Source organism: Delftia tsuruhatensis, assembly GCF_903815225.1.
Lineage (GTDB): Bacteria > Pseudomonadota > Gammaproteobacteria > Burkholderiales > Burkholderiaceae_C > Comamonas > Comamonas tsuruhatensis_A.
Window position 1 is genome coordinate 3,535,169 of the sequence record NZ_LR813084.1, and the last position, 19,676, is coordinate 3,554,844.

Genomic DNA, 19,676 nt, shown 5'->3' on the forward strand with positions numbered 1-19,676 from the left:
AGGGAGACCATGCACCATCGACTGGCCGCCGGGCTGTCACTGCTTTTCATCGCCTTCGCCTGCCACGCGCAGGACGGGGACACGGACCCCAGGCCCACGCCGGAACAGGCCCGCGAGGAAGCACAGCGCTGGAGCCGCACCGCCGTGGAAGACATAGGCCGCGTGCACGCGATCATCCAGCAGTCGCACCCGGCCATCCTCGACCCGGACGCGCAGGCTTTCCACCAATGGTTCCGCCAGGGCCATGACCAGGCCATGGCACTGGCCCGGCGCGCGACGACGCCGCAGCGGGCCTTTGCCGCGCTGCGCTTCTACACCAGCGGCTACAGGGACAACCATCTGGTCGTGTGGAACCCCTCCCCATCGGCCGCCGCCATTAACTGGGCGGGCTGGGCCGTGCAGCGCCAGGGCGGACGCTACCGGGTCTCGGGCCGCGCCGCACAATGGCCTGTCGATACGCCGCAGGTGGGTGAGCAGGTGCTGTCCTGCGACGGCCGCCCCCTCGACGATTTGCTCGCTGAAAAAGTCGCGCCCTTCGTGACCCGGCTCACGCACCTGGAGTCCACCAAGTCCGACCTGGCCTGGCTTCTGACCCGCGAGTCGCCCACGGCCCCGCTGTGGGAGCCGTTCAGGGTCAGCCAATGCACGACCCGCACGGCCACGGGCGAGATCCGCCATTACGGCATGCAGTGGCAGCCCCTGACCGACAAGGACACCGAGGCTCTGAAGCAGCCCCGCAGGCCGCGACAGGGCATCACGCAGGTACGCCCGGGCGTGTACTGGGTCCATGCCTCCGACTTCCAGCCCAAGTCCAGCAAGGCCGTTGCCCGCTTCGAGCAAATGCTGGACGGAATCCGGCAGACCGGAGAGGCGCAGGCCGTGGTGCTCGATGCGCGCGGCAATGGTGGCGGCGACTCCGTACTCGGCTACCGCATCCTGATGGCCCTGCTGACGGATGCCATCGTCAAGGACGATGCGGCACAGCCACAGCAGCCCCGGGCCTACTGGCGTGTTTCCAACCTTGCGCTGGAGGCTTTCGAGGAGCGAAAGGCCCAATCCCGCGAAACGGAGGGTGAGGACAGCCTGTTCTACCAGTTCACCCAGCGGATGGCATCGCTGATACAAGAGGCCGCATCACGCGGGCAGGACTTTGTCGAGCAGCCATCGGTGGAAGAGTCGCACCCGGAGTTCCAGCAGGACGCTGCACAGGAACGCGCCCGCCGCTTCAGCGGCCAGCTGGTGCTGGTCACCGATGCCTATTGCATGAGCGCCTGCCTGGACTTCGTGAGCGCGGCACTGCGGATTCCGGGCATCGTGCATGTGGGCAGCCCCACCGGAACGGACACGCCTTACACCGATGTCGCCGACAAGGCGCTTTCGCCGACCGTCACGCTCCGCGTCCCGCTCAAGGTCTGGAAGAACCACGGCCGCCAGGACAAGGAAGGCCAGCCCTACGTGCCGCAGTTCGTCTTCGACGGCAACCTCGCCGACACCGCCGCCGTGCAGGCCTGGGTGCTGGACAGCATCCTGCCGACGGCAGGCCGGATATCGCTCGATTGAAAAACGTCCCCCCCCCTACTCCGAATACCCCTTGGGCCATCCCCCCGGCCGGTCGCAGCATTCCTCCCAGCCCAGCTGGCGCGAGGTGTGGCCTATGCCGGGGTTGAAGGTGTTGGTCGGGTCCAGCGCGCGGTAGAAGCCCGCCAGCGCGGGCTTGGCGATGTAGAGGTGGCCTACGTTGTGCTCGGCCGGGTACTCGGCGCGGCGCGCGTCCAGCAGCTCCCACATGCGGTGCTCCATGGCCAGCGGGTCCACGCCCTTCTTGACGATGTAGTCCTGGTGGAAGACATGGCAGAAGAAGTGGCCGTAGTAGAGCTTGTGGACCATGTCGCGCTCGACGTCGGCAGGCAGTTGCTCCACCCATTCGCGGTCGTTGCGGCGCAGGGCGACATCGAGGGCGACGATGTCCTCGACCTGGGCGCGGTGCACCTCGCGGTAGCGGATGGCCGCACCCGCGATGGCGAAGCGGTGCAGGAAGGCCTTGCGCCCCTCGTCGGCATCGCACTCGAACCAGCCGCCCGTGGTGCTGCCGCTGAAGTGCCGCGTGAGGAATTCACGCGTGGCTTCGGCCGTGTCGTTGGACACGCGCACCAGCAGGTGGTGCTCGTAGCGGTCGCGCCACTGGCGCATGCGCGCGGGCAGGTGGCTGGGCAGCAGGTTGGTCAGCGCCTGGATCACGCGATCGGTGACGCCGCGCAGGCCGAAGCGCTCGAAGAAGCCGTCCACGCGGCTCTTGAGCGCGAAGGCGGCCGGCACCCTGGCCGTGCCGAAGCGGTCGATCAAGAGGAAGGTGTCCTTGCCGTACTTCTCGCCGATGTCGTAGGCCGTGCGGTGGATGTATTCGCCCGCAATCGGCAGGCGTGGCAGCGCGGTCAGCAGGTGGCGGCGCACGGCCGTGAGGTCGTCGGGCGCATTGCTGCCTATGTAGAAGACGGTGCTGGGTTCCTTGGGAAAGGTGTCCAGCCGCACGGCGAACAGGCACAGCTTGCCGGCCGAGCCCGAGGCTTCGAACAGGCGCGAAGGGTCTGCGTTGAAGCGCGCGGGCGTGTCTTCATCGACGGCGCGCACGGCCTCGGCATAGCGCGGATCGGACGCCGCGCGCTGCGGGTCGCTGGCGATGTCGGACTCGGTGTAGTCGCCGTTTTGCAGCCGCGTGAGGATTTCCTCGGGCGTGCGGCCCAGGGCGATGCCCAGGTGGTTGACGAGTTCCAGCGAGCCGTCGTCGCACACGCGCGCATACAGCGCCAGCTCGGTATAGGCCGGGCCGCGCCGCACCAGGGCACCGCCCGAGTTGTTGCAGATGCCGCCCAGCACCGAGGCCCCGATGCACGACGAGCCGATCACCGAATGCGGCTCGCGGCCCAGCGGCGCCAGCGCCTGCTCCAGCCGGTCCAGCGTGGCGCCGGGCAGGCAGACCACCTGGGCGCCGCCGCCAATGACCTGCACGCCGGTGATGCGCAAGGTGTTGATGAGCACGATCTCGCGGTCGTAGCCAGCGCCGTCGGGCGTGGAGCCGCCCGTCAGGCCCGTGTTGGCGGCCTGCATGATGACGATGCGCCCGGCCGCCACGGCGGCCTGCACCACCTTCCACTGTTCGAGCAGCGTCCCGGGCCGCACGACGGCCAGCACCGGCCCTTCGCCCGTGCGGTGGCCCTTGCGGAAACGCCGCGTGGCCTGGTCGTCGGTCAGCACATGGGCCGCGCCCACGGCCTCGCGCAGCTGCAGCAGCAGGGCCTCGCGGGAGACGACCGGAGTCTGCAGCGCGCTCATGGCTGGCGCACCAGCAGGTCGCCGGTGATGTCGGACACCTTGCTTACGCTGGTCAGCGTCATGGCCACGCGCATTTCCTTTTCCAATAGTTCCAGCAGGTGCTTGACGCCCGCCTCGCCGGAGGTGGCCAGGGCGTAGATGAAGGCGCGGCCGATCATGGCGCAGTCGGCGCCCAGGGCGATGGCGCGCACCACGTCCAGCCCATTGCGGATGCCGGAGTCGGCCAGGATCTTGATCTGGCCCTTGACCGCGTCGGCAATGGCCGGCAGCGCGCGCGCCGAGGACAGCACGCCGTCGAGCTGGCGGCCGCCATGGTTGGAGACGATGATGCCATCGGCGCCAAAGCGCACGGCGTCCTTGGCGTCCTCGGGGTCGAGGATGCCCTTGATGACCATGGGTCCCTTCCAGAAGGCGCGTATCCACTCCAGGTCCTTCCAGGAGATGGATGGGTCGAAATTGGCGCCCAGCCAGCCGATGTAGTCGGCCAGCCCGGTGGGGCTGCCCCGGTAGGCGGAGATGTTGCCCAGGTCGTGCGGGCGGCCCAGCAGGCCCACGTCCCAGGACCAGGCTGGATGCGTGACCGACTGCCAGTAGCGGCGCAGGGCCGCGTTGGGGCCGCTCATGCCCGAATGCGCATCGCGGTAGCGCGCGCCGGGCACGGGCATGTCCACGGTGAAGACCAGGGTGGAGCAGCCAGCCGCCTGGGCGCGCTCCAGCGCGTTCTGCATGAAGCCCCGGTCCTTGAGCACATACAGCTGGAACCACATGGGGCGCTTGATCTTCGGCGCCACTTCCTCGATGGGGCAGACCGAGACCGTGGACATGGTGAACGGAATGCCATGCGCGTCGGCCGCGCGCGCAGCCTGCACCTCGCCGCGGCGGCGGTACATGCCCGTCAGGCCCACGGGCGACAGCGCCACGGGGATGGACAGCTTTTCGCCGAACAGCTCGATGCTGGTGTCCAGTTGGCTCATGTCCTTGAGCACGCGCTGGCGCAGCGCCACGGCGGCCAGGTCTTCCACATTGCGGCGCAGCGTCTGCTCGGCATAGGCGCCGCCGTCGATGTAGTGGAACAGGAAAGGCGGCAGGCGCTTTTGCGCCGCCGCGCGGTAGTCGGAGGTCGAGGAGATGATCATGATGGGTGTCTCATGTCTTTCGTATCAGGTCAGAAGGCGGAAGCAGCGCGGGGGCGGCGTCCAGCGGCAGGCGCATCGAACGTTCGCGCCGAGCACGGTCTTCGTCCAGGCGCTGGATGGTGGTGCGCACATGCTCCAGGTGCTCGCCGATGCATTCGCGGGCGCGCTGCGGGTCGCCGTCCAGGATGGCCTGCATCAGGCTCTGGTGCTGCACGGTCAGCTCCTGCAGGGTCTGGGGCGCGCTGAGGCGGAACATGTCATGGCGGTTGCGCTCCACGGTGGACAGCACCACGGTGAACAGGCTGTGCATGACCTGCACCAGCACCAGGTTGTGCGAAGCCTCGGCAATGGCCAGGTGGAACTGCGCATCGGCGCGCGCCGCCAGCTCGGCGTGGCCGCTTTGCTGGTGCTGGATCATCACGTCGAAGCAGCGCTGGATGTGGTCCTTGTCCTGGGGCGTGGCACGCTGGGCGGCCAGCCAGGCCGTGCTGGTCTCCAGCGCATGGCGGGTTTCCAGCACGTCGTAGCGGTAGTGGGAATCGGACTCCATGAGCCCGGCCAGGGGCCGCATGGCGTCCTTCAGCCAGTCCGCAGGCTCGGCAGCCGGCGCCGGCTCCTGCAGGTAAGTGCCATCGCCGCGCCGCGCCGCCAGCACGCCCTGGCTGGTCAGCTTCTGTATGGCCTCGCGCACCGAGGTCCGCGAGACACCCAGCTCGGCCGCCAGTTGCCGCTCGGCGGGCAGCCGCTGTCCGGGCTGCACTCCGCTGGCCTGCACCAGGGCCAGCAATTTTTCGACAACTTGATCGGCAACGCGCATGGGGGAACTCTCTGGTGTTTTCAGTGACCCGGGATCATCCACGTAAATACATAAGCCTGCAGCGTGGTGATCACCCCGATGATGACGGCGAAGATCAGGCTGTGCTTGACCGTGAAGCGGAACAGGTCCGACTCGCGCCCCGCCAACCCCACGGCCGCGCAGGCAATGGCGATGGACTGGGGCGAGATCATCTTGCCCGTCACGCCGCCCGTGGTGTTGGCCGCCACGGTCAGCACCTGGGGCAGGCCCAGCTGCTGCGCCGTCGTGGCCTGCAATGCGGCAAACAAGGCATTGGCCGAGGTGTCCGAGCCCGTCAGGAACACGCCGATCCAACCCAGGAAGGGCGAGAAGAAGGTGAAGGCCTGGCCGGTATGCGCCAGCGCCAGGGCCAGCGTGGCCGACAGGCCCGAGTAATTGGCCACGAAGGCGAAGGCCAGCACCATGCCGATGGAGTAGATCGGCACGGCCAGCTCCCTGAAGGTCTCGCCCAGCGTGGCCACCGCCTTGGAGGCCGGCAGGCGCGTGAAGGTGATGGTGATCAGCGCCGCGATCAGGATGGCCGTGCCGGTGGCCAGCAGCCAGTTGAAGGTGTAGACCGCGCCGTAGGGCGCAGCGGCGGCCACCACGGGCGGCGTCTTCTCCACCAGGTTGTGCAGGAAGGGCACGGGGATGTTGATCACGGTGGAGGCCAGCGGGCCGCCAGCGGCGAACAGCGCCTTGAAGGGCTTGATGCTCCAGACCGTCACCATGGCGGTGAGGATGATGAAGGGCGACCAGGCCTTGACGATGGCGCCGGCCGTCAGCACAGCACCCGCCTTGGCAGGTGCTGCGGCGGCAGCACCGGGCTTGGCGCCTTCGGTATCGAAGCGGAAGATGCGCTTGGGCTGCCAGACCTTGAGGAACAGGGTCAGCGCCACCAGGGAGACGATGGCCGAGGTGATGTCCGGCAGCTCGGGGCCGATGAAGTTGGCCGTGAGGAACTGCACCACGGCAAACGAGCCGCCGCCCACCAGCACAGCAGGCCAGGTTTCCTTGACGCCACGCCAGCCGTCCATGATGGCCATCAGCCAGAACAGCACGAGCACGGTCATGAAGGGCAGTTGGCGGCCGGCCATCTGGCCGATGGCGAATGCATCCACGCCCGAGACCTGCCCGGCCACGATGATGGGAATGCCCATGGCGCCAAAGGCCACGGGCGCCGTGTTGGCGATCAGGCACAGGCCGGCCGCATACAGCGGCTTGAAGCCCAGGCCCACCAGCAGCGCGGCCGTGATGGCCACGGGCGCGCCGAAGCCGGCCGCGCCTTCCAGGAAGGCACCGAAGCAAAAGCCCACCAGGATGAGCTGCAGCCGCTGGTCTGGCGTGACCGACAAGATGGACGAGCGGATCACGTCGAACTGCCCCGTCTTGACCGAGATCTTGTAAAGGAACACGGCCGCCACGATGATCCAAGCGATGGGCCACAGGCCATAGAAGAAGCCGTACACGGCCGAGGCCAGTGCCGCGCTCACGGGCATCTTGTAGAACAGCAGCGCCACGCCCAGCGCCAGCGCCACGGTGACGGTGCCGGCCTGGTAGCCCTTGAGACGGAACCTGGTCAGCGCCAGGAAGAAAAAGATGATGGGGATGAGCGCGATCAGCGCCGAGATCCAGATGTTCCCGGCGGGATCGTAGTTCTGTTGCCAGATGGTTTGCATGACCGTGTCTCTAGGTGATTGGGTGTGTTGCCCGCGCGGCTGTCCTTCTTTTTCATTGATGAATTGGTCCAACCAATTAAGACCAAATTCAGACCATTGCGCGAAGTGGTGCGATTCTCAGAGCTTTCAATTGGGCAGATGAACAGGGTAAACACCTAAAAAAGTGCAGATAATGCACCACGATGTTTATTGGTCAGACCAATTATGGATGTTTCGGCGCAACGCATGTTCAAGTCCCCGGCCAGCCAGGGCCCCAGGCGGTGCACAAACGCAGCGCACGCGGGAAAAAGATCGGCGGCAGCGCTGTGCCCGCAGGTCCGGCGCTCATGCCTGACGTCCCCAACGGAAAAGCCCGCTCCCTACAATGCAGCCTCAGCGGTCGGTGTACCGCCCTTGTACCTTCGGCGCCCGGTCATCCCGGGCGCTTTATTAAACCGCCGTGTATCCGGACGGCGGTGGCTGATTGAACGGAGCCCACCCATGAACCACATCACTGCGCGCCGCTCGGCGCTGCGCCAGGCGGCTGCCTGCGTGCTGGCCGCCTCCACCCTGTCCAGCCTGCCCGCGCTGGCCGCCGAACCCGCCGTGCTGCGCGTCTCGGCCATCCCGGATGAAGCGCCCACCGAGCTGCAGCGCAAGTTCGAGCCGCTGGGCAAGTACCTCTCGGCCCAGACCGGCATGAAGGTGGTGTTCACGCCCGTGACCGACTATGCGGCCGTGGTCGAGTCGCTGGCCACGCGCAAGCTGGACCTGGCCTGGCTGGGCGGCTTCACCTTCGTGCAGGCCAAGATCCGCACCAACGGCACGGCCATCCCCATCGTGCAGCGCGAGGAAGACGCCAGGTTCACCTCCAAGTTCATCACGGCCAACCCTGCCATCAAGACCCTGGCCGACCTCAAGGGCAAGAGCTTCGCCTTTGGCGCGCCCTCGTCCACCTCGGGCAGCCTGATGCCGCGCTTTTTCCTGCAGCAGGACGGCATCAACCCCGAGAAGGACTTCAAGACCGTGGCCTTCTCCGGCGCGCATGACGCCACCGTGGCCTTCGTGGCCGCAGGCAAGGCCGAGGCCGGCGTGCTCAACGCATCGGTCTGGGACAAGCTGGTGGAGACCAGGAAGGTCGATACCAGCAAGGTGCGCGTGTTCGCCACCACGCCGCCCTACTTCGACTACAACTGGACCGTGCGCGGCGACCTGGACCCGGCCCTGGTCAAGAAGCTGACCGACGCCTTCCTGGCGCTGGACCCGGCCAAGCCCGAGCACAAGGCCATCCTGGAGCTGCAGCGCGCCGCGCGCTTCGTGCCCACCCAGGCCTCGAACTACGAAGGCATCGAGGCTGCCGCCAAGTCGGCCGGCCTGCTCAAGTAAGCCGTAGCAGGCGCAATCCATGAGCTTTGAACTGGAAGGCGTGGGCCTGACCCACGCTGGCGGCGGCATTGCGCTGCGCGGCGTGACGCTGGCCGCACGCCAGGGCGAGGCCATTGCGCTGATCGGCCCCTCGGGCGCGGGCAAGACCACGCTGCTGTCCGTCATCGGCACGGCGCTGGCGCCCAGCCAGGGCCGGCGCAGCGTGCTGGGCGACGAGGTGCCTGCGTCCAGCGCAGGGGCTCCCCGGCTGCTGCGCGCGCGCATCGGCACGGTGCACCAGGCGCCGCCCATACCGCCGCGCCAGCGCGTGGTCACGGCCGTGCTGGCCGGGCGCCTGGGCCGGTGGCCGGCCTGGAAGGCGCTGGCCTCGCTGCTGTACCCACAGGACACCGCTGGCGCGCGCGAGGCCCTGGCCCGTGTGCAACTGGCGGACAAGCTGTTCGCGCGCTGCGACCAGCTCTCCGGCGGGCAGTTGCAGCGCGTGGGCATTGCCCGCGTGCTCTACCAGCAGGCCGAGCTGATCCTGGCCGATGAGCCCGTGGCCGCACTGGACCCAGCCCTGGCCCTGTCCACCGTGCAACTGCTGGTGCACGAAGCCGCCGCACGCGGCGCCACCCTGGTGGCCAGCCTGCATGCCGTGGACCTGGCGCTGGCCTGCTTTGCGCGCATCGTGGGCATCCGCGATGGCGCCATCGCCTTCGACCTGCCGGCGGCTGAAGTCACGCAGGAACACCTGCGTGCGCTGTATGGGTCCGAGCATCCTGGCGATGATCCCTCCCGCCCTGCGTGGACACCCGCGCCCGCCTTTGCCGCACCGCTTTCCGCATCCGCATGCCGTTGAGCTCCGATCTGCGCGACGCAGGCAACCCTCGCGACCTGCGTGACCCCGCCGCGCCCCGCCGCCTGGGCGCGCTGGTGCTGGCCGCCGTCGTGCTGTGGCCGCTGTTCCAGGGCGCGGGCTTCAGCCTGGGCGCGCTGTTCGATCCCGGCAACCTGCAGGTCATAGGCCGCTTCCTCGCCACCTTCCTGCCGCCCGAGACCGGGCGCGACTTCCTCGGCTACCTGGGCCGCGCCACGCTGGAGACCCTGGCCATTGCCACGGCCGGCATGGCCCTGGCCTTTGTGCTGGCCGTGCCGCTGGCCTACCTGGTCACGGGCGCAGCGCGCGAGCGGCGGGCGCTCAACCCCGTCACGCGCGGCCTGCTCACCCTCCTGCGCGGCGTGCCCGAGCTGGTCTGGGCCCTGGTCTTCGTGCGCGTCTTCGGCCTGGGTCCGGCGGCCGGCGTGCTGGCCCTGGGCCTGACCTATGGCGGCATGCTGGCCAAGGTCTATGCGGAAATCCTGGAATCGGCCGACCCCGCACCCGCACGCGCCCTGGCGCAGGCCGGCGCGCGCCGGCCGCTGGCCATGCTCTACGGCCTGCTGCCCCAGGCCGCGCGCGAGCTGACCTCGTACACCGTCTATCGCTGGGAGTGCGCCATACGCGCTTCGGTGGTCATGGGCTTCGTGGGCGCGGGCGGCCTGGGGCAGCTCATGGACCAGGCCATGAAGATGCTCAACGGCGGCGAGGCCTCCACCATCTTGCTGACCTTCATGCTGCTGGTCTGGGGCGCCGACCTGCTCTCGCGCGGCCTGCGCCGCGCGCTGGACACGCCGCCCGCCGCGCGTGCCAGCGCCTGGGGCTGGCGCAGCGCCCTCATCTGCACCGCCCTGGCCCTGGGCGTGGCCGCCAGCTTTGCCATGCTGGAGATGGACCTGCCCTCGCTGTTCACCGGTGCGGCGGGCCGGTCCATGCTGGAATTCGTCATCAGTTTCTTCCCGCCCGACACCAGCGCCGAATGGCTGCGCAAGGTGGCCGTGGGCGTGTGGGAGACGCTGGCCATCTCCGTGGTCGGCACCCTGCTGGCGGCCGTGCTGGGCCTGCTGCTGGCGCTGCCGCGCTGGCGCGCCCCCTGGAGCCTGGTGCTCAACCTGCTGCGCTCCGTGCCCGAGCTGGTCTGGGCCACCATCACCGCCCTGGCCGTGGGCCTGGGCCCGTTCGCAGGCGCGCTGGCGCTGGCGCTGCACACGGCCGGCGTGCTGGGCCGCCTGTATGCCGAGGCCCTGCAGAACCAGCCCGCCGCCCCCACCCAGGCGCTGCGCCTGTCCGGCAGCAGCCGTGCCATGGCCTTCCTCTATGCGACGCTGCCGGGCGCCGCGCCGCAGTTGCTGGCCTACACGCTATACCGCTGGGAGATGAACATCCGCATGGCCGCCATCCTGGGCTTCGTGGGCGCGGGCGGGCTGGGGCAGTTGCTGTACTTCGAGCTGTCGCTGTTCCACTACGCCCAGGCCAGCACCGTCATCCTCGCCATGCTGGCGCTGTCCGTGGCCGTGGACTGGGCCAGCGCGGCGCTGCGCAGGCGCATGGGTTAGGTGGTGGAGCCCGCGCCGCCCTCCACCTCGACCAGGTAGTCGATCAGCGCCCGCAGCTTCAGCGGCACATGGCGCGTGGGTGCATAGACCGCATGCACCACGCGCGGCGCGTACTTGCCGCACAGCTCCCAGCCGGGCAGCACGGGCACCAGCCGGCCCGCCGCCAGCGCCGCCTGCGCGGCAAAGTCGGCCACCACGCCAATGCCCGGCCCCTGCTGCAGCGCGTGGATGATGCCCAGGCTGCTGGCAATGGTGATGGGCGTGTTCACCAGCAGCCGCGTGGCGGGCGCGGCCGCAGGGTGAAGCGGGCGCAATTCCACCTCGTTCTGGAACTGCCCGTAGCCCAGGCTGATGAAGGGATGTGCCAGCAACTGCTCGGGAGCGGTGATCGCTTCATGCCGCGCCAGGTAGCCGGGCGTGGCCACCAGCACATAGCGGATGGTCTTGAGCGGCCGCGCCACCAGCCCCGGCGCGATCTGGCCCGGCATGCTGATGCGCAGGCCCAGGTCCAGCCCCTCGGCCACCAGGTCCACCATGCGGTCCGTCATGTCCACCTGCACCTGCACCTCGGGCCAGCGCGCGCAAAAGCCCGGCAGCAGCGGTGACAGCCAGATATCGCCCAGCACGGCCGGCGCACTGATCTTCAGCAGCCCGCGCGGCTGCTGGCGCAGCTGGCCGGCCAGCGCCTGCACGGCCTGGGCATCCGCCACCAGCCGCAGACAGGCCTGGTGGATCTCGGCCCCCGCCTCGGTCAGCGACAGCGAGCGCGTGGTGCGCTGCAGCAGCCGCAGCCCGAAATGCGCCTCCAGCCGCCCCACGCTGCGGCTCACGGCCGAGGTCGTCAGCCCCAGCTGCCGGGCCGCGCCCGCAAAGCTCTGGTGCTCCACCACGCGGGCGAAGACCAGCATTTCATCCAGGGGCATGGGGGCATCAGGCAAGGCGCTACTCCGGTCTTTGTTGCATGGCAAGCAATATTAATTTGAATGACTGGCGGATTGTTGATTGATTGCAGGGTCCGCAAGATACGGCCATGCGCTCCATACCGAAGCGCGCCCAGGAATCGACACCATGTCCCACAGCCCCAGCCTCACCTCTGCAACCTCCCCCACACGGCCCCGAACCGGCCAGGGCGGCACCTGGCGCATGCTGCTGGCCATGGCGCTGTCGGGCACCATCGGCCTGCTCGTCGTGGAAAGCGCGCTGCCGCCGCTGCTGGTCGTATTCGCCCGCTGCGTGCTGGGCGCAATGGGCCTGGGCCTGTGGCTGGCCTGGCGGCGCGAATGGGTCAGACCCCAAGGCCGGGAATGGCTGTGGCTGGCAGGCGGCGGCATCGCCCTGGTGCTGAACTGGATCGCCCTCTTCAGCGCCTACCACTACAGCTCCATCGCCGTGGCCACCGTGGTCTACCACGTGCAGCCCTTCATGCTGCTCGCCCTGTCGGCCCTGCAGGGCGAGCCCGTCGAACGCCGCAAGCTGCCCTGGCTGCTGCTGGCCCTGCTGGGCGTGGCACTGAGCAGCGGCCTGATCGGCTCGGCGGGCCTGGGCGCCGCCCACGGTGGCTCCGGCGCTTGGCTGGGCGTGGCCCTGGCCCTGCTGGCCGCTGCGCTCTATGCGGGTACCACCGTGGCCACGCGCCGGCTGGTCCACATGCCCTCGGCCCAGATCGCCATGCTGCAGATGCTGGCGGGCGGACTGGTGCTGAGTCTCTGGGCCCTGCCCCTGCTGCGCGACATCGCCGCCGGCCAGCCCCAGTTGCTGTCCGCCCGTGCCGGAGCCATGGTCCTGGCCCTGGGCCTGGTGCACACGGCCTTCATGTACACCGTGATGTATGCGGCCTTCCAGCGCCTGGCGGCAGCGGCCATCGCGGCCCTGTCCTTCGTCTATCCGGCCATGGCCCTGCTGGTGGATCTGGCGTGGTTCGGCGCCGTGCCCTCCCTGGCCCAGTGGCTGGGCATGGCGTGCATCGTGGTGGCCGTGCTGGGGCACAGGCTGGCAGCAAAAGCCTGAAGCGTCCTCTGCAGAAAAGCGTGGACAATGCGGCCCGTCACCGCAACCTTTGAAATTCTTGAATCCTTTTGGCGAACATGCGCCTCCAGGCAAGGACACAACGCTTCAAAGGTCTGTCCATGCTTTATCTCAAACGAAACCTGCCCCTGTGGGAACGCGCACTGCGCGCAGCCGGCGCCATCGCCCTGGCGGCGGCAGCCTGGCTGACCGGCATCCCGGTCGGCGGCCTCCTGTTCTGGCTGATGGTCGCCAGCGCGGCGACGCTGGTCATCACGGGCGTGGTCGGTTTCTGCCCCGCATGCGCCCTGTTCAGCCGCAAGCCCGTGGATACTGCGCCATGATCCGCGCCGACACCACCCTGATCGAGGCCGCACGCCGGGGCGACCAGGACGCCATCGTCCGGCTGCTGTCGGTCTGCCAACCCGACCTCAAGCGCTTCGCTCGCAGGACTTGCAGCAATGCCCAGGACGCCGAGGACGCCGTGCAACTGGCCCTGTGGCAGTTGTACCGCCGCGTGGGCGCACTGCGGGCCACCGCAGCCTTCGCCACCTGGCTGTTTCGCATCGTGGAGCGCGAATGCTGGCGCCTGCTGCGCGGCCGTGGCCGCACCGAATCGCTGGACGCGCCCGATGCACCGCCGTTGAACCTCGCTGCTGCGCCCATCCCACACAACCTGCGCATGGACCTGGCCCGGGCCATGGAGCGCCTGAGTCCGCCCTACCGCGACGTGCTCATCCTGCGCGACGTGCACGAGCTGACGGCCCCTGAAACCGCCGCCCAGCTGGGCCTGAGCGTCGAGGCCGTGAAAAGCCGCCTGCACCGCGCACGCGCCATGGTGCGCGAACACCTGCTGGCCAGCGGCTACTGGACCAAGGACGGCCTGCCTCAGGGAGAGCGCGATGTTCTGTAGCCGCTCCATGGGCGTGCACCTGCTGCGCGGCGGCGCCGTGCTGTTGATGCGGGGTTGTCCCGCGTGCTGGCTGATGGGGCTTGTGGAGACTTGGCAGCAGAAAGACGGCACAAGCCAGGATCCCGGGCGCTAGCTTCGCGACCGGCAAAAAGCAGGCTTGAGAGACTGGATATCAGGTGCCAGCACGACGTCCAGCAATGTCACCATGGTTTTCATGGCGAAATGCATCTGATTCCAGTACCACCAGGAGCCGGCGATGGCTGCCAGCCACAGCAACACATAGAACCCGACGAAGATCTTCCACGAACTATCTATTCTTGAGAAGATCATCGTATTCAATATTTTTCTCTATCTTGCAAAAATACCCATAACCCATCAATGACACGATGGAAACCAAGATTGCCAATGGATTCTTCTGCCATATCCCAAGCCACACAGCAAACCATGCCAAAGGTCCAATGAAAAAGAAAGATGTCAACGTCATCTTTCTCACGTATTTCACATGGCACACCCTGCATTTCAATTCACCACCCAACCAAATCTTCAATCTTGAAAATTCCGCGCCGCATTCTTTGCATACATTTTTCATGGCGATGGTCAATAACAACTGGTTGAATAAAATAGATCTTCCAAGTGCCAAACGTCCAAGCGGATTGCCATAGTGCTTTCCCCTGTTCCAAGCTGAAGAATGAACCATGACTTCCTGGGACCGTACATCTAAAACACCCCCAACCCCACCCCGCCGCCATCGCCTCCCCAGCGCCCTGCACTGCTCCAGATCGTCTGCACCGATCCGTTTGGACGCCAGGATGGCTTCGGGGTCTGCGCATGCGTGCACACGATGAGCGCCTCAGCCACGGCCTTGAGGCGCCAGCCGGTGGCGATGCGCGCGATCTGGCGTGCTGCGTTGCTGCCGTCGCTGCCGGCGCAGACCATGGCGGCATAGGGCCGGCCGTTGATCCGATCCAGGGCCGCGTAGTAGCTGCGGTCGAAGAAGTCCTTGAGCTGGCCGCTGATGGCAGCCAGGTTCTCTGGGGTGGCGAAGAGGTAGCCGTCGGCGGCCAGCACATCGTCGGGGCCGGCTGCGCTGGCGTGCAGCAGCCGTACGGCCACGCTGCCTTCGGCCAGCGCGCCGTCGCGCGCGGCCTCGGCCATCTGGCGGGTACCGCCGGTCATGGAGTGGTAGACGATCAGCAGGGTCTTGCTTGCGCTCATGCCGCCAGCATAGACCGCCGCACGCATCTTCAGAAATCGACCGAGGCCGACACCACCAGGGTGCGCGGGATCATGGCCGAGACGGCACCCCAGGAGGTGACGCCGGCCCAGGCCTTGCGATCGGCCACGTTCTGCAGCGACGCGCGCAGCGTGGTCTTGCGGCCGGCCAGCACGGTGGCGTAGCGCAGGCCCAGGTCGAAGCGGGTCCAGCTGGGGATGCTCAGGCGGTTGGTCTGGTCCACGAACTGGCCACCGGTGTAGGTCAGGTCGCCGGTCAGGGTCAGGCCTTGCACGGCAGGCAGATCCCATTCGGTACCCAGGTTGGCCAGCATGCGCGAGGTGCCGATGGGCCGGTTGCCGACCAGCGCGGCGGTGGCCGCGCGCGTGATCTCGGGCCTGAGCCAAGTCACGCCGCCCAACAGGCGCAGGCCGCGCGCGGCCTCGCCGTAGGCGTACAGCTCCAGGCCCAGATTGCGCTGCTCGCCATTGCTCTTGTACACGCCCTGGTCCAGGCCGCCACTGGGCTTTTCGATGCTGAACAGCGCGGCCGTGGCCATGAAGCTGCCGAAGTCGTACTTGCTGCCGATCTCGAATTGCTTGCTCTTGTAGGGCCTCAGCACCTCGCCGTAGTTGCCGGCCGCCGGCGGGCGATGTCGCCCTTGCTCAGGCCCTCGATGTAGTTGGCGTACAGGCTCCAGTTCGGCGTCTGGCGCCAGACCACGCCCATGGCCGGCGTGGTCACGCTCTCGTCATAGACGTTGGAGGCTCCGCTCGTGAGCACGTTGTAGTTGGTGGATTCGGGTGCGGATAGCGCATCTTCTGCGCGGGCGCTGCAGCACGCTGAGCATCCACGCTCAGGCCTCGCTCACGCATCAGGCGGTTCAGGTGGGCATTGCTCACGCCAACCGCCAGCCCGTTGGCTTCCAGAACGCTGCGCGCCACAGGCGTTTTCATGGTCTGCTTGCCGTTGTCGCGCAGGCTCTCGCGCTGCATCGTGGCCAGGGTCATCAGCGCCTGGCTGTCCACGCTGGTGCTGCCCTTGTCGGCGCGGCATTTGCGGCCGCTCTCCCATCCGGCCACCGTCTTGAGGTGGCGGTACACCGTCTGGCGACTCATGCCGAGGAACTCGGCTGCAGCGTCCAGCAGCGGGCCGCTGCCCCCATGAGGGGCCGCAGTCAGCTTGCGCGCCAGATCCCGCATGTAGTCGCAAATGGCGGGTGTCAAAACCATGCTGTCGTCCTCGCTCACGGCTTACACGGCTTGGGCCAGGGGCTGGGCTGCGATGGCGCCGGGCTATGGCGTGCCGTTTCCTTGGGAACAGTACGAGTTGATGGCAGCCAAACTCAAGAAGCTCAAGGGAAAGGCCGTGGTCAGCATCAATGACCACCCGCGATCCGCGAGTGCTTCAAGGACTTCGAGATGGAGGCGCTCAAGCTGGACTGACCTGCCCGGTTTCTCCGAGACATTGATTTCTAGGAAGATGGCTCCCGCCCGGAGAGGAGCCGATGAAGAAGAGTCGATTTTCAGAAGAGCAAATGGTCACGATCCTGCGCGAAGCAGATCGAACGACGGTGGCCGAGGCCGCCAAGAAGCACAAGGTCAGCGAAGCCACCATCTATGCCTGGCGCAAACACTTCGGCCAGATGGAAGCGGCCGACGTCAAGCGTCTGAAGGCCCTGGAGCTTGAGAACAGCCGGCTGAAGAAGCTTCTTGCCGAGCGAGATCTGGACCTCGAGATTCTCAAGGAGATCAACGCAAAAAAAATGGTGAGCCCGTTGGCTCGGCGCGAGCAACTGGCCTTCGTGCGCGCACGTGGCTTGAGTCTGCGCCGCGCCTGCGGGCTCATCGGCATGTCACGCGCCACGCCCAGTTACGAGTTGCGCTTGCCCGCCAAGGATGCGCCGGTGCTTGCGGCGATGAAGGAACTGTCGGCCATGTATCCGCGCTACGGCTATCGCCGCATTCGCGTATTCCTGCGTCGCAAGGGCTTCGAGCTGAGTTGGTCTCGCACGCACAGGCTGTGGCGTCAGGCGGGCCTGCTGGTGCCCCGGAAACGGCCGCGCAAGCGCATCGCATCGCTGCGCCCGCGCATCCACACGCCGTTCAAGGCCAACATGGTCTGGGCCTATGACTTCGTCTTCGACACCACGGCCAGCGGTCAGCAGATCAAGTGCCTGACCGTGGTGGACGAATACACCCGGGAGTGCCTGGCCATCGACGTGGCTGGGGCCATCCGTTCCAAGCGCGTGATCGAGGTGCTTTCGCGGCTGGTCAGCCTGCACGGGGCGCCGCTGTTCATGCGCTCGGACAATGGCCCCGAGTTCGTCAGCCAGGCGATCCTGGAGTGGATCTCAGCCTCGGGCATTGCCACCGTGCTCAACGATCCCGGCAAGCCCTGGCAGAACGGCACCGACGAAAGCTTCAACGGCAAGTTCCGCGACGAGTGTCTGTCCATCGAGTGGTTCCGTTCGCGCCGCGAAGCCGCTGCCCTGATCGAAGCCTGGCGCAATCACTACAACGAGGTACGTCCCCACAGCAGCCTGCAATACTTGACCCCGGCAGAGTTCAAACTCGAACTCCGCAAAGAACCGCAACCCGCCGTCTTCTAGGAAAAACTGTCTCGACTAAACCGAGCAGGTCAGGCAGGCCCGGCCCGCCTACGCGCCCAGCCCCGAAGTCATTTCCCGAGCCACCTGCGCAGCCTCCCTGCGCCTGACCTCGGCCTGATCGACAAAGCCGCAATCCAGCAATTCCGCTTCAGTGTACGAATGGTTCGCCAGCGATTCGGCGCTGTTGCGCATGGTTTGCAAGGCGCGGGCGATGGCTTCCAGGCGTTGGTGGCCTTCGGGGATTTCGAGCCAGGCAAGAGAAAGTTCGGCCAGGGCCTGGATCTCCGAGCAGCTTTGCTGCACGAGCCGGTCCACTTGATTCAGGGCATGGGACGGACGCTGATTGCGCATGTCATCCACGGGGAGCGGTTGATGCAGATGTTCATGGTTTCGTGCTCCTTATTGAGACGATTACCACTTGCCTGCGTTTTCAAGCACAAGCCGCTACCACCTCAACGCCGCCTCTCGCAGCGCATCCACCGCCATGTCGATGAACGCCCGCACCCGGTGTGCGGCATGCCGCCCTTCCCTGTGCACCACATGAATCGGTAGCGGTGGCCGCTCGAAGGGCTCCAGCACAAGGCGCAGTGCACCCTCCTGCACGGGCTTGGCGATCTGGTAGAGCGGCAGGCGCGTGATGCCTTGCCCGGCCAGGGCGCAGTCTGCCGCAGCCTCGTTGGTCAGGGACATGAGGCGCGGCTGCAGGCGCACCGCCAGCGCCTTGTCGCCTTCGAGAAACCGCCATTCGGGCGTGGAGGTCAGGCCGGATGCGGTGATGGTGGTGTGCTGCGCAAGCTCCTCGGGCCGCTGGGGCACGCCATGGGTGTCCAGGTACGCGGGCGAGGCGCACAGCACCTGCCGCACGCTGCCCACACGGATCGCCTGCAGCGAGGAGTCGGGCAGATCGCCGATGCGCACGGCCACGTCCACGCCCTCGTCCACCAAGCTGACCACGCGGTCCACAAACCAGCAGTTGACGTCCACTTCGGGAAACCGGCCCAGGTAATCGTGCACCACAGGCAGCACGTGCATGCGCCCGAAGTTGACCGGCGCCGTGAGCGTGAGCCGGCCGCGCGGTGCGGCGTGGGCGCTGGCGGCATGCTCGTCGGCCTCTTCCAGCTGGGCCAGGATGCGGCGGCAGCTGTCGGCATAGGCGGTGCCGGCCTCGGTCACGCGCACGAAGCGCGTGGTGCGCGTGAGCAGGCGCACGCCCAGGCGCTCCTCCAGGTCGGAGACGGCCCGCGTCACCACCGAGGGCGAGACCTTGAGCCGGCGTGCGGCCGAGGCGAAGCCGCCCGTGTCCACCACTGCGAGAAATGCCGTCATGGACTGGAAGCGATCCATCTGTGCCTGCCTTGTCTGTGTCGTGTGTCTGCCCGGCTGCGAGCGGCCCGCGCAGGCCTGCCCAGGTTTGCGCCGGCGCTTTGTTCGCGTTCCCGCAAGAGTGACTTGCCGCCGCCAGGGATTCTAAAGATGCCGGCTGGGAAGGAGGATACGTCCCGTGGCGCCGACAACCGGCGCCTTCACCAACCCCAAGGAACCGCAATGAAGCTCTACCACTTTCCCCTGTCCGGCCACGCCCACCGCGCCCGCCTCTTCCTCGGCCTGCTGGGCGTGGAGCATGAACTGGTGCCTGTGGATCTGGCCAGTGGCGCGCAGAAGAAGCCCGAATTCCTGGCGCTGAACCCGCTGGGCCAGGTGCCGGTGCTGGACGACAACGGCACGGTGATTGCCGACTCCAACGCCATCCTGGTCTACCTGGCGCGCAAACTGGACCGCCAGGACTGGATGCCTCTGGGCGCCCAGGCCGAGGCCGAGATCCAGAAATGGCTGAGCATCGCCGCCGGCCCCATTGCCTTCGGCCCGGCGGCGGCCCGGCTGGTCACGGTGTTCAAGGCCCCGTTCCAGGCCGAGGAAGTGATAGCCCGCGCCCACGCCATCCTCGGCAAGATCGAGGCGCAGCTGGTCGGCCGCCCCTTCATCACCGGCAGCACGCCAACGATTGCCGACGTGGCCCTGTACAGCTACATCGCCAGCGCGCCCGAAGGCAATGTGGACCTGCAACCCTACCGCGAAGTGCGTGCCTGGCTGGGTCGCATCGAGGCGCTGCCGGGCTTCGTGGCATTCGCCCAGACACCGGCCGGCCTGCGGGCCTGAGTGCCTGAGCCATACCGC

General features: G+C 67.4%; 21 protein-coding genes and 1 pseudogene. 10 read left to right on the forward strand and 12 right to left on the reverse strand.

The window, feature by feature from the left end:
* Nucleotides 1-9: 9 nt before the first annotated feature.
* Entirely contained in the window at nucleotides 10-1,560 is a 1,551-nt protein-coding gene (locus L1Z78_RS16055) for a S41 family peptidase (RefSeq protein WP_234637393.1), read from the forward strand.
* A 15-nt stretch (nucleotides 1,561-1,575) separates the two neighbouring features.
* Here the strand turns inward: L1Z78_RS16055 and dld are convergent, their stop codons facing one another.
* The 4 genes from dld to lldP are packed head-to-tail and all read right to left on the reverse strand — an operon-like array spanning nucleotide 1,576 to nucleotide 6,980.
* Complete coding sequence (dld, locus tag L1Z78_RS16060; RefSeq protein ID WP_234637394.1) at nucleotides 1,576-3,330, reverse strand: D-lactate dehydrogenase; 1,755 nt, start codon at nucleotides 3,328-3,330, stop codon at nucleotides 1,576-1,578.
* Nucleotides 3,327-4,466, reverse strand: a complete 1,140-nt coding sequence (gene lldD / locus L1Z78_RS16065; RefSeq protein WP_234637395.1) for an FMN-dependent L-lactate dehydrogenase LldD — start codon at nucleotides 4,464-4,466, stop codon at nucleotides 3,327-3,329. Before lldD ends, dld begins: the two co-directional genes overlap by 4 nt.
* Nucleotides 4,467-4,476: 10 nt before the next feature.
* Nucleotides 4,477-5,283, reverse strand: coding sequence for a transcriptional regulator LldR (lldR, locus tag L1Z78_RS16070; RefSeq protein ID WP_234637396.1), 807 nt, complete (start codon nucleotides 5,281-5,283; stop codon nucleotides 4,477-4,479).
* A 20-nt stretch (nucleotides 5,284-5,303) separates the two neighbouring features.
* The gene (gene lldP, locus L1Z78_RS16075) at nucleotides 5,304-6,980 is read right to left on the reverse strand and encodes an L-lactate permease (protein ID WP_234637397.1); all 1,677 of its coding nucleotides are present in this window, start codon (nucleotides 6,978-6,980) and stop codon (nucleotides 5,304-5,306) included.
* 480 nt (nucleotides 6,981-7,460) lie between these two features.
* Here lldP and L1Z78_RS16080 point away from each other — a divergent pair, with 480 nt between their 5' ends.
* The 3 genes from L1Z78_RS16080 to L1Z78_RS16090 are packed head-to-tail and all read left to right on the forward strand — an operon-like array spanning nucleotide 7,461 to nucleotide 10,760.
* Nucleotides 7,461-8,345: a putative selenate ABC transporter substrate-binding protein gene (locus L1Z78_RS16080; RefSeq protein WP_234637398.1), complete on the forward strand. Its 885-nt coding sequence runs from the start codon at nucleotides 7,461-7,463 to the stop codon at nucleotides 8,343-8,345.
* Between the two features lie 19 nt (nucleotides 8,346-8,364).
* The gene (locus L1Z78_RS16085) at nucleotides 8,365-9,186 is read left to right on the forward strand and encodes a phosphonate ABC transporter ATP-binding protein (RefSeq protein WP_234637399.1); all 822 of its coding nucleotides are present in this window, start codon (nucleotides 8,365-8,367) and stop codon (nucleotides 9,184-9,186) included.
* On the forward strand, nucleotides 9,177-10,760 hold the full coding sequence (locus L1Z78_RS16090; RefSeq protein ID WP_234637400.1) for a PhnE/PtxC family ABC transporter permease: 1,584 nt from the start codon (nucleotides 9,177-9,179) through the stop codon (nucleotides 10,758-10,760). The genes L1Z78_RS16085 and L1Z78_RS16090 overlap by 10 nt, the downstream gene beginning before the upstream one ends.
* On the opposite strand, the gene L1Z78_RS16095 is transcribed toward L1Z78_RS16090, so the two are convergent.
* Nucleotides 10,757-11,683, reverse strand: coding sequence for a LysR family transcriptional regulator (locus L1Z78_RS16095; RefSeq protein ID WP_234637401.1), 927 nt, complete (start codon nucleotides 11,681-11,683; stop codon nucleotides 10,757-10,759). The two genes, L1Z78_RS16090 and L1Z78_RS16095, sit on opposite strands and share 4 nt — an antisense overlap.
* Nucleotides 11,684-11,828: 145 nt before the next feature.
* Between L1Z78_RS16095 and L1Z78_RS16100 the strand changes: the two genes are divergently transcribed.
* The 3 genes from L1Z78_RS16100 (at nucleotide 11,829) to L1Z78_RS16110 (ending at nucleotide 13,677) form a co-directional block, all read left to right on the forward strand.
* Nucleotides 11,829-12,767 carry a DMT family transporter gene (locus tag L1Z78_RS16100; protein WP_234637402.1) on the forward strand — a complete coding sequence of 313 codons (939 nt, stop codon included), beginning with the start codon at nucleotides 11,829-11,831 and terminating at the stop codon, nucleotides 12,765-12,767.
* A 119-nt stretch (nucleotides 12,768-12,886) separates the two neighbouring features.
* Nucleotides 12,887-13,108, forward strand: a complete 222-nt coding sequence (locus L1Z78_RS16105) for a YgaP-like transmembrane domain (protein ID WP_234637403.1) — start codon at nucleotides 12,887-12,889, stop codon at nucleotides 13,106-13,108.
* The gene (locus L1Z78_RS16110; protein WP_234637404.1) at nucleotides 13,105-13,677 is read left to right on the forward strand and encodes an RNA polymerase sigma factor; all 573 of its coding nucleotides are present in this window, start codon (nucleotides 13,105-13,107) and stop codon (nucleotides 13,675-13,677) included. The genes L1Z78_RS16105 and L1Z78_RS16110 overlap by 4 nt, the downstream gene beginning before the upstream one ends.
* 129 nt (nucleotides 13,678-13,806) lie before the next feature.
* Here L1Z78_RS16110 and L1Z78_RS16115 read toward each other — a convergent pair whose 3' ends face one another.
* The gene (locus L1Z78_RS16115) at nucleotides 13,807-14,016 is read right to left on the reverse strand and encodes a hypothetical protein (RefSeq protein ID WP_234642303.1); all 210 of its coding nucleotides are present in this window, start codon (nucleotides 14,014-14,016) and stop codon (nucleotides 13,807-13,809) included.
* A 47-nt stretch (nucleotides 14,017-14,063) separates the two neighbouring features.
* Between L1Z78_RS16115 and L1Z78_RS16120 the strand changes: the two genes are divergently transcribed.
* Nucleotides 14,064-14,339, forward strand: a complete 276-nt coding sequence (locus L1Z78_RS16120) for a hypothetical protein (protein WP_234642304.1) — start codon at nucleotides 14,064-14,066, stop codon at nucleotides 14,337-14,339.
* A 55-nt stretch (nucleotides 14,340-14,394) separates the two neighbouring features.
* On the opposite strand, the pseudogene L1Z78_RS16125 reads toward L1Z78_RS16120, so the two are convergent.
* The 4 genes and pseudogenes from L1Z78_RS16125 to L1Z78_RS16140 all read right to left on the reverse strand — a co-directional run bounded on the left by L1Z78_RS16125 (nucleotide 14,395) and on the right by L1Z78_RS16140 (nucleotide 16,140).
* A pseudogene (locus tag L1Z78_RS16125) lies at nucleotides 14,395-14,892 on the reverse strand (flavodoxin family protein).
* Between the two features lie 29 nt (nucleotides 14,893-14,921).
* A complete protein-coding gene (locus tag L1Z78_RS16130) occupies nucleotides 14,922-15,512 on the reverse strand; it encodes a TonB-dependent receptor domain-containing protein (RefSeq protein ID WP_234637405.1) in 591 nt (196 codons plus the stop codon).
* A complete protein-coding gene (locus L1Z78_RS16135) occupies nucleotides 15,506-15,673 on the reverse strand; it encodes a TonB-dependent receptor (protein WP_234637406.1) in 168 nt (55 codons plus the stop codon). The genes L1Z78_RS16130 and L1Z78_RS16135 overlap by 7 nt, the downstream gene beginning before the upstream one ends.
* Complete coding sequence (locus L1Z78_RS16140; protein ID WP_234642305.1) at nucleotides 15,631-16,140, reverse strand: hypothetical protein; 510 nt, start codon at nucleotides 16,138-16,140, stop codon at nucleotides 15,631-15,633. The genes L1Z78_RS16135 and L1Z78_RS16140 overlap by 43 nt, the downstream gene beginning before the upstream one ends.
* Nucleotides 16,141-16,397: 257 nt before the next feature.
* Here L1Z78_RS16140 and L1Z78_RS16150 point away from each other — a divergent pair, with 257 nt between their 5' ends.
* Complete coding sequence (locus L1Z78_RS16150) at nucleotides 16,398-17,501, forward strand: IS3 family transposase (protein ID WP_234637407.1); 1,104 nt, start codon at nucleotides 16,398-16,400, stop codon at nucleotides 17,499-17,501.
* A gap of 48 nt (nucleotides 17,502-17,549) precedes the next feature.
* On the opposite strand, the gene L1Z78_RS16155 is transcribed toward L1Z78_RS16150, so the two are convergent.
* Nucleotides 17,550-17,852 carry a hypothetical protein gene (locus L1Z78_RS16155; RefSeq protein WP_234642190.1) on the reverse strand — a complete coding sequence of 101 codons (303 nt, stop codon included), beginning with the start codon at nucleotides 17,850-17,852 and terminating at the stop codon, nucleotides 17,550-17,552.
* 93 nt (nucleotides 17,853-17,945) lie between these two features.
* Complete coding sequence (locus L1Z78_RS16160) at nucleotides 17,946-18,845, reverse strand: LysR family transcriptional regulator (protein ID WP_234637408.1); 900 nt, start codon at nucleotides 18,843-18,845, stop codon at nucleotides 17,946-17,948.
* Between the two features lie 201 nt (nucleotides 18,846-19,046).
* Here L1Z78_RS16160 and L1Z78_RS16165 point away from each other — a divergent pair, with 201 nt between their 5' ends.
* Nucleotides 19,047-19,658 (forward strand): glutathione S-transferase family protein, encoded by a 612-nt coding sequence (locus L1Z78_RS16165; RefSeq protein ID WP_234637409.1) that lies wholly within the window; start codon nucleotides 19,047-19,049, stop codon nucleotides 19,656-19,658.
* The last annotated feature ends 18 nt before the right edge of the window (nucleotides 19,659-19,676 follow it).

Bases quoted from the DNA above. Each gene is read 5' to 3' on its own strand.
- L1Z78_RS16100 (WP_234637402.1), top strand. From the start codon at position 11,829: ATGTCCCACAGCCCCAGCCTCACCTCTGCAACCTCCCCCACACGGCCC.
- L1Z78_RS16110 (WP_234637404.1), top strand. From the start codon at position 13,105: ATGATCCGCGCCGACACCACCCTGATCGAGGCCGCACGCCGGGGCGAC.
- L1Z78_RS16080 (WP_234637398.1), top strand. From the start codon at position 7,461: ATGAACCACATCACTGCGCGCCGCTCGGCGCTGCGCCAGGCGGCTGCC.
- lldD (WP_234637395.1), bottom strand. From the start codon at position 4,466: ATGATCATCTCCTCGACCTCCGACTACCGCGCGGCGGCGCAAAAGCGC.
- lldR (WP_234637396.1), bottom strand. From the start codon at position 5,283: ATGCGCGTTGCCGATCAAGTTGTCGAAAAATTGCTGGCCCTGGTGCAG.
- L1Z78_RS16120 (WP_234642304.1), top strand. From the start codon at position 14,064: ATGGAAACCAAGATTGCCAATGGATTCTTCTGCCATATCCCAAGCCAC.
- L1Z78_RS16055 (WP_234637393.1), top strand. From the start codon at position 10: ATGCACCATCGACTGGCCGCCGGGCTGTCACTGCTTTTCATCGCCTTC.
- L1Z78_RS16165 (WP_234637409.1), top strand. From the start codon at position 19,047: ATGAAGCTCTACCACTTTCCCCTGTCCGGCCACGCCCACCGCGCCCGC.
- L1Z78_RS16155 (WP_234642190.1), bottom strand. From the start codon at position 17,852: ATGCGCAATCAGCGTCCGTCCCATGCCCTGAATCAAGTGGACCGGCTC.
- L1Z78_RS16085 (WP_234637399.1), top strand. From the start codon at position 8,365: ATGAGCTTTGAACTGGAAGGCGTGGGCCTGACCCACGCTGGCGGCGGC.
- L1Z78_RS16090 (WP_234637400.1), top strand. From the start codon at position 9,177: ATGCCGTTGAGCTCCGATCTGCGCGACGCAGGCAACCCTCGCGACCTG.
- L1Z78_RS16095 (WP_234637401.1), bottom strand. From the start codon at position 11,683: ATGCCCCTGGATGAAATGCTGGTCTTCGCCCGCGTGGTGGAGCACCAG.
- L1Z78_RS16105 (WP_234637403.1), top strand. From the start codon at position 12,887: ATGCTTTATCTCAAACGAAACCTGCCCCTGTGGGAACGCGCACTGCGC.
- dld (WP_234637394.1), bottom strand. From the start codon at position 3,330: ATGAGCGCGCTGCAGACTCCGGTCGTCTCCCGCGAGGCCCTGCTGCTG.
- lldP (WP_234637397.1), bottom strand. From the start codon at position 6,980: ATGCAAACCATCTGGCAACAGAACTACGATCCCGCCGGGAACATCTGG.
- L1Z78_RS16150 (WP_234637407.1), top strand. From the start codon at position 16,398: ATGAAGAAGAGTCGATTTTCAGAAGAGCAAATGGTCACGATCCTGCGC.
- L1Z78_RS16160 (WP_234637408.1), bottom strand. From the start codon at position 18,845: ATGGATCGCTTCCAGTCCATGACGGCATTTCTCGCAGTGGTGGACACG.